The organism is Cupriavidus sp. 05N38 (genome assembly GCF_056397345.1).
Map to the genome: position 1 here is coordinate 1 of NZ_JBFTNF010000112.1, position 13,707 is coordinate 13,707.

The window sequence follows — 13,707 nt, forward strand, 5'->3', positions numbered from 1 at the left end:
TGGAACCACCCCTTCCCATCCCGAACAGGACCGTGAAACGACTCCACGCCGATGATAGTGCGGATTACCCGTGTGAAAGTAGGTAATCGCCAGGCTCTCCCTTGAAACCCCTCAGTACGCAAGTACTGGGGGGTTTTGCTTTTGCGGCGGCAGAATTGGCGTCTGGCCAGCCTTCGCCGGCCTCGTGGTTTACACCTGCTCATCCTATTCTGAGTGGCCCGACCGCTGCTTCGTCGGCGAATACGCCTCTTCAGGGCGCCCACCTCAGGGTACTGGAGCCTTCCTTCCCTAATTTCGTTCTGTTACCGTAGCCCCAAGCGTGGATTTGGGAATCTGCGTGACGCAGTTCGATGCATGATGCAGTTCGAAAGTTGTTCGGGAAGATCCCTGCCAGCACGCGCGCGCAACGCGGCCGTGACCGGTGGTGGAATACAGGTTTGGGGGACTGATGGCGGCCAGATTTTGCCTGCCGGTATTGACCGGCGTGGTAGGCGCGCTCATTTTGGCGGGTTGCGGCACGGTGGGACAGGCTCCCGCGGTCCGCACGGCGGCCGTGGAATCGGGGCCGGGCGCCATTGCTGCGCCATCGGCAATCGATTGCGATCGTTTTGCCGCGCATATCGAGACGCTGAAACAGGGCAATCCGCCTGACGCGGATGCCGCGCTGCTCGGACACGCTGTACAGAAACTCGTGGCGGCAAACACCGCCGGTGGGGAAGGCGAGCAACTCAGCGACGCCGCCGAGCCACCACTGCTGACTCGCTTGCCGCTATTCTCTGCCATCCCGTCGGGGCGGACCGACCCTCCTGGCTGGCAGCCTTGGACGGTCAATCGCAACAAGATTCCTACGCGCTATTCCCTGGCGGAAGTCGATCAACGCGTCGTGTTGCATGCAGAAGCCGACAGTTCGGCGTCCGGGTTGTATGTTCCACTGGTCAGCCGCGATGCCGGCATGCTCAACTGGACCTGGAAGACGCGCGACGTGATTCGCTCCGCCGACAACACCCAGGCGCCCCGCGAGGATGCGCCGCTGCGCATCTTCGTGGCGTTCGACGGCGACAARGGCAGCCTCTCGCTCAAGGACCAGCTGATGTACGAAATGGCGCGGCTGACTACCGGGCGCGAGATGCCCTATGCCACGCTGATGTACATCTGGGGCGGCCGCAAGCCGGAGGGCGCGGTGGTGTCCAACCCGCATACGGAGCGCGTGCGCATGATCGTCGTGGACTCCGGCACCGCGCACACCAACGAATGGCGCTGCCATCGTCGCGACCTGCGCGCCGACTACCGCAAGGCRTTCGGTGTCGATCCCGGCAAGGTGGTGGCCATCGGCATCATGACCGACACCGACAACACCAAGAGCCGCGCGGAAAGCTGGTACGGCGACATCGCGCTCGACTGAGGACATCGGCATCGGCCGGCACCGTCCAAGGAAAAAAGCGCCGGACCCCGGCGCTTTTCTATTTGCAGCCCAGACGCGTCATGCGCGGCCTCAGGCCGGCGCGAGCCATTTCTCGACCAGCTTGACGAAGAACGTCGAGCCAACCGGCAGGATCTCGTCGTTGAAGTCGTAGCTGGGGTTATGCAGCATGCAGGGGCCGATGCCGTGACCGGCTTCGCGATGCGTGCCTTCGCCATTGCCGATGAACAGGTAGCAGCCCGGCTTTTCCAGCAGCATGAAGGAGAAGTCCTCGGCCCCCATGGTCGGTTCGATCTTGCCGTCGACGTTGCCCGGCCCCACCAGCTCGCCAGCCACTTCGACCGCGAACGCCGTTTCCGCCTCGCTGTTCACCGTGGGCGGGTAGTTCCGGTGAAACTGGAATTCGACGGTGCAATCGAATGCGCTGGCGACCGCCTTGGCCACTTCTTCCATGCGGCGCTCGATCAGGTCCAGCACCGGCAGCGTGAAGGTGCGCACGGTGCCGCCGATCCACGCCTGATCCGGCACGATATTGGTGGCATCGCCGGCGTGGAATTGCGTGACCGAGATCACCGCGGCGTCGATCGGGCGCTTGTTGCGCGTGATGATGCCCTGCAGCGCGGAAACGATCTGCGTGCCGGCAAAGACCGGGTCGTTGCCGTTGTGCGGCAGCGCTGCGTGCGCGCCCTTGCCATGCACGACGATGCGGAATTCATTGCTCGATGCCATCAGCGGCCCCGGCGTGGTACCGAAATAGCCGGCCGGCATGCCGGGCCAGTTGTGCATGCCGAACACGGCATCGCAGGGGAAGCGCTCGAACAGGCCGTCCTTGATCATCTCGCGCGCGCCGCCGCCGCCTTCCTCGGCCGGCTGGAAGATCAGGTTGACGGTGCCGTCGAAATGACGGTGCTCGGCCAGGTAGCGGGCCGCGCCGAGCAGCATGGCAGTGTGGCCGTCATGGCCGCAGGCGTGCATGCGCCCGTCATTCTGCGAGCGATGGCCGAACGTGTTGGCCTCCTGCAGCGGCAGGGCGTCCATGTCCGCGCGCAGGCCGATGCTGCGCTTGCCGTTGCCATTGCGGATCACGCCAACCAGGCCGGTGGTGCCAAGGCCGCGATGGACTTCGATGCCCCAGCCGGCGAGCGTCTTCGCCACCACGTCGGACGTGCGTTCTTCCTTGAAGCAGAGTTCGGGGTGGGCGTGGATATCGCGGCGGATGGCGCGGATCTCGGACTGCGCCTTAAGAATTTCGGGGAGGAGTGTCATGATGCCAGTTTGGGCGAGGGATAACCGGATCATACGACGGCTGCCGGCAAAGCGCCAAAGCGGCACAGAGCGTGGCGCGTGCGCGCAGGGTATGCCCCAAGGCGCGCCGCAAGCGCATGTTGCGGCGCATCCTGCGCGCGGGGGTTTCTCCGCATTGCCCCCCGGGTACCACTGCTGGAACAGTTCATGCTTGATGTGCCTGTCCGGCAACGTTGCCGCGTATTGCGCCGGCAGCCGCACCAAAATGCGGCGCGCGGCCCCATACGGCTTCGCTGCCCCTAGTAGTCGTTTGCTACATTTCTTCCCGGGAGAGTTGCGCGATGTCCCTTCGCACAAGCAAGAAGGCATTTGGTGCCATGGTGGTGACCGCGGCCATGAGCTTCGGTTTCGCCGGCCAGGCACACGCAGTGGATTTCAAGCTGGCCATGAGTTCGCCGCCGACCTCGATGGATCCGCACTTCTACAACCTGTTCTCCAACATCAATGTCTCCGAGCACATCTTCGAGTGCCTGGTGAAGATGGACGCGGACAGCAAGATCATCCCCGGCCTGGCCGAGTCCTGGAAGCTCGTCAACAACCTGACCTGGGAATTCAAGATCCGCAAGGGAGTGAAGTTCCATGACGGCTCGGAACTGACCACCGACGATATCGTCTGGTCGCTCGACCGCCCGGCCACGATCCAGAACAGCCCCGGCAAGTTCGACGTCTACACCAAGGCGATCATCAACAAGAAGGTGATCGACAAGTACACCATCCAGCTGACCACCAACGCGCCTTACCCGCTGATGCTGAACGACCTCACGTCGATCTTCGTCGTGCAGAAGAAGGCCACGCAAGGCCTGACCTCGGACGATTTCGCGCAGGGCAAGGGCATGGTCGGCACCGGTCCGTTCAAGTTCGTGAGCTATGCGCGCGACGACCGGGTCGAACTCGTGAAGAACCCCGACTACTGGGGTCCCAAGCCGGCCTGGGACAAGGTGACGCTGCGCTTCATCCCGAACGGGGCCACGCGCATGGCGGCGCTGCTGGCCGGTGACGTGCAGGCCATAGAGAACGTGCCGACCCCGGACCTGCCGCAGGTGCGCAAGGATCCGAAGCTGAGCTTCTTCTCGAAGATTTCGCACCGCGTGATCTACCTTTATTCGGATGACAAGCGCGACAAGTCGCCGTTCGTCACGACCAAGGAAGGCGCGCCGATGGACAAGAACCCGATGAAGGACGCGCGGGTGCGCACCGCCGTCAGCATGGCGATCAACCGCCAGGGCATCAAGGATCGCCTGATGGAAGGCCTGTCCGAGCCGACCAACAACCTGGTGCCGCCCACGCTGTTCGGCTACAACCCGAACCTGAAGACGGTCAAGTACGACCCCGAAGGCGCCAAGAAGCTGCTGGCGGAAGCCGGCTACCCGAACGGCTTCGGCATCACCCTGCACACGCCGAACAACCGCTATGTCAACGACGAGAAGATCGCCCAGACCATCGCCCAGAACCTGACCCGCATCGGTATCGCGACCAAGGTCGAAGGCATGCCGATGGCGACCTACTCGGCCAAGGGCGTCAAGCATGAATTCTCGTTCGGGCTGCTGGGCTGGGGCGCGCAGACCGGCGAGGTGAGCTCGCCGCTGCGCGCGCTGCTCGCCTGCGAGGATGCCAAGAAGGGCTTCGGCAACGTCAACTGGGGCGAATACTGCAATCCGAAGATGGACGTGGTGCTTGAGAAGGCCTTGTCCACCGTGGATGACCCGGAGCGCTCCAAGCTGCTGCAGGAAGCCACCGCGATCGCCGTCAACGATGGCGGTATCATCCCGATCCACCAACAGGTGACCACCTGGGCCACCCAGAAGGGCATCATCTATGTGCCGCGTACCGACGAACGGACGTACGCGCACAATTTCCGGCCGCAGTGACGTGACGGCGGGGCGCGCGGCCTGATGGCGCGCCCCGCGCGCGCGCCTGGCGGCTTGCAACGGGAGGCGACCGCGGTCTCGGCGGCCGCCTCCCGGCGAATCAACCCCGGACGGTAGCCGGGCCTAGCCACAAGCCGACTGCCGGTGCAGCCACGCGGCGCCCAACAGGCGCGGTGGCCGACGCCGGCGAAGGAAAGCTTCCGAACATGCTGGTCTTCATCATCCGGCGCCTGATGCAGAGCGTGGTCGTGCTCTTCGTCATGTCGCTGCTCGTTTTCCTCGGCGTCTTCGCCATCGGCAACCCGGTCGACATCCTGATCAATCCTCAGGCCGACCAGGAAGACATCAAGCGCACCATTGCGGCGCTCGGGCTCGACAAGCCCCTCTGGGAACAATACTGGATCTTCCTGCGCAACGCGCTGCACGGCGATCTCGGCATGTCGTTCGCGCACGGCACGCCCGCGCTCAAGCTGATCTTCGAACGCATGCCGGCCACCATGGAGCTCGCCATCTGCGCCATCCTGCTGGCCGTGCTGCTCGGCATTCCGCTCGGCCTGTGGGCCGGCCTGCGCCCCGGCGGCGTGGCGGGCAAGACCATCATGGGCGTGTCCATCCTCGGCTTCTCGCTGCCCACCTTCTGGGTCGGCCTGATGCTGATCATGGTGTTCGCCGTGCAACTCGGCTGGCTGCCGTCCAACGGGCGCGGCGAGACCGCCTCGCTGCTGGGCATCCCGGTCAGCTTCCTCACGGTGGACGGCCTGCGCCACCTGCTGCTGCCCGCAGTGACGCTGTCGCTGCTCAATATCGCCATGGTGATCCGGCTCACGCGCGCCGGGACGCAGGAGGCGATGCTGCAGGACTACGTCAAGTTCGCGCGCGCCAAGGGCCTGTCCAACACCCGCATCGTCGGCGTGCATGTGCTCAAGAACATCATGATCCCGATCGTCACGGTGATTGCGCTGCAGTTCGGCTCGATCATCGCGTTCGCCATCGTGACCGAATCGATCTTCGCCTGGCCGGGCATGGGCAAGCTGATCATCGACTCGATCCAGCTGCTCGACCGGCCCGTGATCGTGGCCTACCTGATGGTGATCGTGACGCTGTTCATCCTGATCAACCTGTTCGTGGACATCATCTACAGCGTGCTCGATCCGCGCGTGCGTATCGCCGACAACAAGGGCTGAGCCATGACAACCGCAACCGAAACCACGGCGGCGCCGGCGCCGCGCGCCGAGCAGACCCCGCTGCGGCGCTTCGCCGCCCAGTTCTTCGCCAGCAAGATCGCCGTCACCGGCCTGGCGCTGCTGATCGTGATCGTACTGATCGCGCTGTTCGCACCGCTGCTGTCGCCGCAGAACCCGTATGACCTGGCCACGCTCGACGTGCTGGACGCGCGGCTGGCGCCGGGCGAGCAATCCGCCGGCGGCATGACCTTCCTGCTCGGCTCGGACGAGCAGGGCCGCGACATCCTTTCGGCGGTGATGTATGGCCTGCGCATCAGCATCGGCGTGGGCGTGGTCAGCACCGTGATCGCGCTGCTGCTGGGCGCCACGCTGGGACTGATCGCCGGCTTCCTCGGCGGGCGCACCGAGGCCATCATCATGCGCGTGGCCGACCTGCAACTGTCGTTCCCGCCCATCCTGCTGGCGCTGATCCTGCTGGCCTTCCTGCGCCCCGGCCTCGGCAATATCGTGATCGCGCTGGTGGCGGTGCAGTGGGCCTACTACGCCCGCACCACGCGCAGCGCGGCGCTGGTGGAGCGCCGCAAGGAATACATCGAGGCCGCCACTTGCCTGGGCCTGCCGCCGGGGCGGATCATGTTCCGCCACCTGCTGCCCAACTGCCTGCCGCCGCTGATCGTGATCGCGGCGCTGCAGGTGGCCTCGGCCATCACGCTCGAGGCCACGCTGTCCTTTCTCGGCCTGGGCGTGCCCATCACCGAGCCGTCGCTGGGCTCGCTGATCGCCAACGGCCAGCAGTACATGCTCTCGGGCAAGTACTGGATCAGCTTCTTCCCCGGCATCGCGCTGGTGGTCACCATCGTGGCCATGAACCTGGTCGCCGACCAGTTGCGCGACGTCCTCAATCCGCGCCTGCAGACGCAGTAACGCAGCACGACAGGAGCGAACATGAGCAAGCCTACCCTGCTGGTGGAAGGTCTCAAGACCCAGTTCTTCACGCGCGCCGGCGTGGCGCGCGCCGTCGACGACGTCTCGTTCTCGGTCGGCCGCGGCGAGATCATGGGACTGGTGGGCGAGTCCGGTTCGGGCAAATCGATGACCGGCTACTCGATCATGGGCCTGATCGATCCGCCCGGCAAAGTGATGGACGGCCGCATCGAGCTGACCAGCCGCGACGGCATCACGCGCGACCTGCGCCGCCTCACGCCGGGCCAGATGCGCGACGTGCGCGGCAACCGCATCGCGATGATCTTCCAGGACCCGATGATGACGCTCAACCCGGTCCTGCGCATCGACACGCAGATGATCGAGGCGGTGCTGGCGCACGAGAAGATCGGCAAGGCGGTGGCGCGCGAACGCGCCCGCAACGCGCTGGCGCGCGTGGGCATTCCTTCGCCGGACGAGCGCCTGCAGGCCTATCCGCACCAGTTCTCGGGCGGCATGCGCCAGCGCGTGGCGATCGCCATCGCGCTGCTCAACAAGCCCGACCTGATCATCGCCGACGAGCCCACCACCGCGCTCGACGTGACCATCCAGGGACAGATTCTCTACGAGATGCAGAAGCTGTGCCGCGAATCCGGCACCGCGCTGATCTGGATCACCCATGACCTGTCCGTGGTGGCGGGCCTGGCCGATGCGGTGTGCGTGATGTACGCCGGCAAGATCGTCGAATCCGGGGACGTGCGGCAGGTCCTGGAGCGGCCCGAGCACCCCTACACCCACGGGCTGATCAGCTCGGCGCCGTCGCGCAATCCGCGCGGCGCGCCGCTGCGGCAGATCCCCGGCATGACGCCGTCGCTGCTGAACCTGCCATCCGGCTGCGCGTTCCGCGAGCGCTGCGCCTACGCCACCGACGTGTGCAAGACGCCGCCCCCGCTCGACACCGCGGCCGACGGGCGCCACCTGCGCTGCTTCCATCCGGTTCTGTCCCAGCAGGAGGCCGCATGAGTGCCGCCGTCGTTGACCCCGCCCTCGCTTCCAATATGCCGGAACCCACCGCCGAACCCACGCCCAGCGCGCCGATCCTCGAACTGGAAGGCGTCTCCAAGCGCTTCGTCAAGTCGCTCGACACCGCCGCCAGGATCGCCAACCTGTTCGGCGCCGGCGCGCGCGAAGAGGTCGTGCACGCCGTGGATCGCGTCGACCTGTCCATCCGCACCGGCGAAGTGGTCGGCCTGGTCGGCGAATCCGGCTGCGGCAAGTCCACGCTGGGGCGCATGGCGGTCGGCCTGCATTCGCTGACCGAAGGCGCGCGCCGCTGGAAGGGCGTGGACCTGGATCGCCTGCCGCCAGAGAAGAAACGCGAGAAGCAGCTGGCGATCCAGATGATCTTCCAGGATCCCTATGCTTCGCTGAACCCGCGCCTGCGCGTGATGGACATCGTCGGCGAGGCCCCGGTGGTGCACGGCATGGTGCCGCGCGGCGAGCAGAAGCGCTATGTGGAGGACATGCTGGTGCGCGTGGGCATGGATCCCACCGTGCTGCGCCGCTTCCCGCACCAGTTCTCGGGCGGGCAGCGGGCCCGCATCGGCATTGCGCGCGCCCTGGCGGTCAAGCCGGAGTTCCTGGTGTGCGACGAATCGGTCGCCGCGCTCGATGTGTCGATCCAGGCGCAGGTGCTGAACCTGTTCATGCGCCTGCGCCAGGATCTCAACCTGACGTATCTCTTCATCAGCCATGACCTGGGCGTGGTCAAGCACATCAGCGACCGCGTGGTGATCATGTACCTGGGGCGGGTAGTGGAGTCGGCGCCGGCAGAAGATGTGTTCGCCAGCCCCAACCATCCCTATACCCAGGCGCTGCTGGCCGAGGCGCCCAAGCTGGAGGTCGGCAAGAAGACCTTCGTGGCCATCAAGGGCGAGATTCCCTCGCCGCTGAACCCGCCGCCGGGCTGCCATTTCCACCCGCGCTGCCCGCATGCCATGCCGCGCTGCCGGGAGGAACAGCCGCTGCTCAGGGAAATCGCGCCGCAGCGCTTCTCGGCCTGCCATTTGAACGATATGGCGTAAGCGGCTGGCGCGCGCGTGGCGTCATGGCCGGCGCCCGCCCTCGTCCCCGCAAGCCCGCAAGCCGGCAAGCGGGGGAGGGCAGACAAGCAGAGCCCGGGGTGGGCTTGGCCAGGCATCACCCAACGGTGCTCTGAAGACCTCAGCGGATGACCTGCCCGCGCGAGTTGATGATGGTCATCTCGACGAATTTCGAGCCGACATGGCTGTCCGGTCCGAAATTGACGACAAAGCCGCCCAGGTCGAAACTCTTCATGGTCTCCAGCGCCGCCATCAGCTTCTCGCGGGTGAGGTCTTTGCCGGCGCGGCGCAGGCCTTCGACCATCGCCTTGGCGGCGATGAAGCCTTCGATGCTGGCGTAGTCGAACTCGTTGGGCTTGCCCGCCGCCTGCAGCAGGCGCAGGTATTCGCGCACCACCGGCAGCGTCGCGTTGCCGGGGTGGGGCATGACCTGCGAGATGATCACGCCGCTGCCCTTCGGGCCCACTTCCTTGGCCAGCGCCTGCGTGCCGACGAAGGACACGTTGTAGAACTGGCCGTTATAGCCGCGCCGCAGCGCTTCCTTGACGAAGGCGCCGGCGGTCTTGTACGCGCTGATCATGACCACCGCATCCGGCTTGGCCCTCATCGAACCCTGCATGGCGTCGCCGATTTCCGTGGTGTTGCGCACCACCCCCTCGCGCGCGACGATCTGCACGCCGCTGTCGGGCGATGCCTTGAGCGCGCGCTCGAGCCCGTCGACCCCGGCCTTGCCAAAGGCGTCGTCGTTGTAGACGACGGCCACGCGCTTGAGGCCCGTGGTCTGGATCTGCCGCAGGATGGCGGCGGTTTCCTCGTTGTAGCCGGCGCGCACATGGAAGGCGTAGCGGTTGAACGGCTGGCGCAGCGACTGCACACCCGTGAACGGGGCGAAGAACGGCACCCGGGCTTGCGTGGCCAGCGGCAGGGACGCCTCGCTGGTGGCGGTGCCCACGTAGCCGAACAGGGCAAAGGCGTGGTCTTCGTCGATCAGGGTGCGGGTGTTCTTGGCCGCGACGTCCGGCTCGTAGTAGTCGTCGAGCGCCTTGAGCTCGATCTTGCGGCCGTAGACGCCGCCGTGCTGGTTGACGTAGTCGAAATAGAGCAGTGCGCCTGCATTCATCTGCTTGCCGAGCACCGAGGTGGGCCCGGTGAGGGCGGCCGACTGGCCCAGCAGGATGGCATCGGCGCTGACGCCGTTCTGCGCGCTGCCTTGCGAACCGTTCTGCGCGCCGGCGCTGGCGATGAACGAGCCGATGGCGCACGCCACCAGCAGGCCGGCGATGCGCCAGGCCCTGACCCCAGAATGCACTTGCATGATTACCCCGTGAAAACGGTAAGTTTCTTTACCCGTGAATGCTTGCCGGTCTCTGCCGGCGCTGCCGTGCCGCCGGCCGTGGCGTGATAGCCCGGCGCGGCGCCGGGCTATCATAATCGAATACAATCAGAGCCTAGCAATTTCCCCAGCGGCGCTCGTCGGGGCGACGCCGGCGTACAACACGCCAGGCCCGCGCATACGCCCGAAGCAGGCTGGCATAGCTGTGCGGCAAGCGCGGCGGCACCGGCAGCCCCGCAGCATGTGACCGCCCGGCCGCCCAGCCACCCGGCACCGGCCGCACCGCCGCCCCTATCCGTTTGCCAGGAGAGTCCATGGCCCCCCGCATCGTCCGTGCAGCCTGTCCGCACGATTGTCCCGATACCTGCGCCTTGCTCGTCACCGTCGAGGACGGGCGCGCCATCAAGGTGGCCGGCGATCCCGACCATCCCGGCACCCAGGGCGTGCTGTGCACCAAGGTATCGCGCTACACGGACCGCACCTACCACCGCGACCGCCTGCTGGCGCCGATGAAGCGCGTCGGCGCCAAGGGCGAGGGGAAGTTCGTGCCGATTTCCTGGGACGAGGCGCTCGACACCGTGGCCACGCGCCTGTCGGCCATCGCCGCGCGCGACGCGCAGGCGATCGTGCCCTACAGCTATGCCGGCACCATGGGCCTGGTGCAGGGCGAGAGCATGGCGGCGCGCTTCTTCCACAAGCTCGGCGCCTCGCTGCTGGACCGCACCATCTGCGCCAGCGCAGGCGCCACCGCGCTGCGCTATACCTACGGCGCCAGCATCGGCATGGATATCGAGCATGTGGCCGACGCCCGGCTCATCATCATCTGGGGCGGCAACCCGATCGCCTCCAACCTGCATTTCTGGACACGCGTGCAGGAAGCCAAGCGGCGCGGCGCCACGCTGGTGGCGATCGATCCCTACCGCTCGCTGACCGCCGAGAAATGCCACCGCCATATCGCCCCCATGCCGGGCACCGACGGCGCGCTGGCGCTGGCCATCATGCACGTGCTGATGCGCGACGACCTGCTCGACCACGAGTACATCGTCAACCACACGCTGGGCTTCGATGCGCTGCGCGAGCGCGCCCAGGCATTCAGCCCGGCGCGCGCGGCCGCGCTGTGCGGCATCGATGCGGCGGACATCGAATGGCTGGCCGGGCTATACGGCAACCTGGCGGTGCGCGAGCGCCAGCCGGTGGCGATCCGCCTCAACTACGGCATGCAGCGCTCCCACGGCGGCGGCCAGGCCGTGCGCGCGGTGGCCAGCCTGCCGTCGCTGGTCGGCGCCTGGCGCCACGCCGCCGGCGGCCTGCAATTGTCCACCTCGGGCTTTTTCCCGGTCGACAACCAGGCGCTGCAGCGCCCGGACCTGCTGCCGGGCCTGCCGGCGCTGCCGCGCACGGTCAACATGAGCACCATCGGCGATGCGCTGCTGGATGCCGGCGACAGCGACCAGGGCCCGAAGATCGAGGCCCTGGTGGTCTACAACAGCAACCCGGTGGCGGTCGCCCCCGACTCCGCCAGCGTCGCGCGGGGCTTCGCGCGCGAGGACCTCTTCACGGTGGTACTGGAACAGTTCCGCACCGATACCGCCGACTACGCCGACATCCTGCTGCCCGCCACCACCCAGCTCGAGCACGTGGACGTGCACAAGGCCTACGGCCACACCTATTTCCTGGCCAACAACCAGGCCGTCGCCCCGCTCGGCGAGGCGCTGCCGAACACCGAGATCTTCCGCCGGCTGGCGCAGCGCATGGGCTTCGCCGAGCCGTGCTTCGCCGACAGCGATGAGGAGATCGCCGCGCAGGCCATCGTGGCCACGGACCCGCGCGCCGCCGGCATCAGCTGGGAGTCGCTCAAGGAGCAAGGCTGGCAGAAGCTCAACCTGCCGGCCGCGCCGCTGGCCGCGGGCGGCTTCGCCACGGCTTCGGGCAAGTGCGAGTTCTACTCGGAAGCCATGCGCCGCGACGGCCTCGACCCGCTGCCCGGCTACGTGGCGCCGTACGAGACCCCGGCGACCGCCCCGGAGCTGGCCGCGCGCTATCCGCTGGCGATGATCTCGCCGCCGGCGCGCAATTTCCTCAACAGCACCTTCGTCAATGTCGACAGCCTGCGCGCCACCGAGGGCGAGCCGCACCTCGACATCCACCCGGAGGACGCCGCCGCGCGCGGCATCGCCAACGGCGTCATGGTGCGCGCCTTCAACGACCGCGGCAGCCTGCTGGCGCGCGCCCGCGTGACCGACCGCGCGCGGCGCGGGCTGGTGGTAGGGCTGTCGATCTGGTGGAAGAAGCTGGCGCCGGACGGCAAGAATGCCAATGAGCTGACCAGCCAGCGCCTGACCGACCTGGGCCGCGCGCCGGTGTTCTACGACTGCCTGGTGCAGGTCGAAGCCGCGCCCRCCGCGGCTGCCGCCCGGGCGGAGCCCATGCTGTCATGAGCCGCCGGCCGTCCCGCGTGCTGCGAACCCTGGCCTTGCTGGGGCTCGCAGCCGTGCTGGCCGGCTGCGACACGGTCGGCTACTACGCGCAGTCGATCGGCGGGCACCTCGGCCTGATGGCCGAGGCGCGGCCGCTGCCGGACGCGATCGCCGCCGCACAGCAGGCCAAGGACACGCGGCTGGCGCAGCGCCTGGCCCTGGCGGGCAGCATCCGCGACTTTGCCTCGCAGGAACTCAAGCTGCCCGACAACGGCAGCTACCGGCGCTATGCCAACCTGCACCGGCCCTATGTGGTGTGGAGCGTGTTCGCCACCCCGGAGCTGTCGATGGAGCTGCACAAGTGGTGCTTCCTGGTGGTGGGGTGCATCAGTTACCGCGGCTACTACGCTCAGGCCGACGCCGACCACTATGCCGAAGGCCTGCGCAAGGAAGGGCTCGAGCCCTACGTGGCCGGCATCCCGGCATATTCCACGCTGGGCTACTTCGATGATCCGCTGCTCAATACCTTCGTCTACCAGCCCGAGGGCGAGCTGGCSMGGCTGATCTTCCACGAACTGGCGCACCAGGTGGTCTACGTGCGCAACGACACCACCTTCAACGAATCCTTYGCCACCGCGGTGGAGACCGCCGGCGTGGAACGCTGGCTGGCGCTGGCGGCTTCGCCCGATGCGCGCGCCAGCTACCGCCAGTACGATATGCGCCGCCTGCAGTTCCGCGCCATGTTGCTGGATACGCGCGACCGCCTCGACGCGCTGTACCGCTCGCCGCTGCCGGACGAGGCCAAGCGTGCCCGCAAGGCGGAGATCTTCGCTGCCCTGCGCGCGCGCTATGCCCGGCTCAAGGAGGAGTGGGGCGGCTACAGCGGCTACGACCGCTGGTTCGAGCGCCCGCTGACCAATGCGCAACTGGCCGCGGTGGCCACCTACCAGCAGTGGGTGCCGGCCTTCACGGTGCTGCTGGCGCAAAGCGGCGGCGACTGGGCTGCCTTCTATGCTGCCGCCAGGCGCATCGGCGACCTGCCCCGCGCGGAGCGCGACGCGCGCCTGCGCGCACTGGCGCCGCCGGCCAGCGGCGGCGAGCTGCTCCAGGCCGGCGAGGGCGCGGAGGGCGGCGCGTCATCCGGCGCCGCGCCCGGG

The 13,707-nt window shown here is 67.2% G+C and carries 10 protein-coding genes and 1 rRNA gene; 9 read left to right on the forward strand and 2 right to left on the reverse strand.

Translation table 11 applies throughout. The features are described from left to right. Both rrf and AC1DK4_RS39005 read left to right on the forward strand, forming a co-directional pair. A 5S ribosomal RNA gene (rrf, locus tag AC1DK4_RS39000) occupies positions 1–95 on the forward strand; the annotation flags it as partial. Positions 96–448: 353 nt separating this feature from the next. Next, on the forward strand, positions 449–1,402 hold the full coding sequence (locus AC1DK4_RS39005) for a DUF3047 domain-containing protein (protein ID WP_441624167.1): 954 nt from the start codon (positions 449–451) through the stop codon (positions 1,400–1,402). Positions 1,403–1,492: 90 nt separating this feature from the next. Here the strand turns inward: AC1DK4_RS39005 and AC1DK4_RS39010 are convergent, their stop codons facing one another. Then, positions 1,493–2,686, reverse strand: coding sequence for a M20 aminoacylase family protein (locus AC1DK4_RS39010; protein WP_441624169.1), 1,194 nt, complete (start codon positions 2,684–2,686; stop codon positions 1,493–1,495). A 320-nt stretch (positions 2,687–3,006) separates the two neighbouring features. Here AC1DK4_RS39010 and AC1DK4_RS39015 point away from each other — a divergent pair, with 320 nt between their 5' ends. The 5 genes from AC1DK4_RS39015 (at position 3,007) to AC1DK4_RS39035 (ending at position 8,782) form a co-directional block, all read left to right on the forward strand. Next, on the forward strand, positions 3,007–4,593 hold the full coding sequence (locus AC1DK4_RS39015; RefSeq protein WP_441624171.1) for an ABC transporter substrate-binding protein: 1,587 nt from the start codon (positions 3,007–3,009) through the stop codon (positions 4,591–4,593). Positions 4,594–4,799: 206 nt separating this feature from the next. Further along, positions 4,800–5,777 carry an ABC transporter permease gene (locus tag AC1DK4_RS39020; protein WP_441624173.1) on the forward strand — a complete coding sequence of 326 codons (978 nt, stop codon included), beginning with the start codon at positions 4,800–4,802 and terminating at the stop codon, positions 5,775–5,777. 3 nt (positions 5,778–5,780) lie between these two features. Further along, a complete protein-coding gene (locus AC1DK4_RS39025; protein ID WP_441624175.1) occupies positions 5,781–6,701 on the forward strand; it encodes an ABC transporter permease in 921 nt (306 codons plus the stop codon). A gap of 21 nt (positions 6,702–6,722) precedes the next feature. Beyond that, positions 6,723–7,721, forward strand: coding sequence for an ABC transporter ATP-binding protein (locus AC1DK4_RS39030; protein WP_441624177.1), 999 nt, complete (start codon positions 6,723–6,725; stop codon positions 7,719–7,721). After that, positions 7,718–8,782 (forward strand): ABC transporter ATP-binding protein, encoded by a 1,065-nt coding sequence (locus AC1DK4_RS39035; protein WP_441624179.1) that lies wholly within the window; start codon positions 7,718–7,720, stop codon positions 8,780–8,782. Before AC1DK4_RS39030 ends, AC1DK4_RS39035 begins: the two co-directional genes overlap by 4 nt. A 139-nt stretch (positions 8,783–8,921) precedes the next feature. Here AC1DK4_RS39035 and AC1DK4_RS39040 read toward each other — a convergent pair whose 3' ends face one another. Continuing rightward, a complete protein-coding gene (locus AC1DK4_RS39040; protein ID WP_441624181.1) occupies positions 8,922–10,115 on the reverse strand; it encodes an ABC transporter substrate-binding protein in 1,194 nt (397 codons plus the stop codon). A gap of 332 nt (positions 10,116–10,447) precedes the next feature. Here AC1DK4_RS39040 and AC1DK4_RS39045 point away from each other — a divergent pair, with 332 nt between their 5' ends. Together AC1DK4_RS39045 and AC1DK4_RS39050 are read left to right on the forward strand one after the other, a co-directional pair. After that, a complete protein-coding gene (locus AC1DK4_RS39045; RefSeq protein WP_477132199.1) occupies positions 10,448–12,571 on the forward strand; it encodes a molybdopterin-containing oxidoreductase family protein in 2,124 nt (707 codons plus the stop codon). Beyond that, positions 12,568–13,707: aminopeptidase (locus AC1DK4_RS39050; protein WP_477132200.1), on the forward strand; the 1,140-nt coding region annotated here is incomplete at its 3' end. The genes AC1DK4_RS39045 and AC1DK4_RS39050, both read left to right, overlap by 4 nt.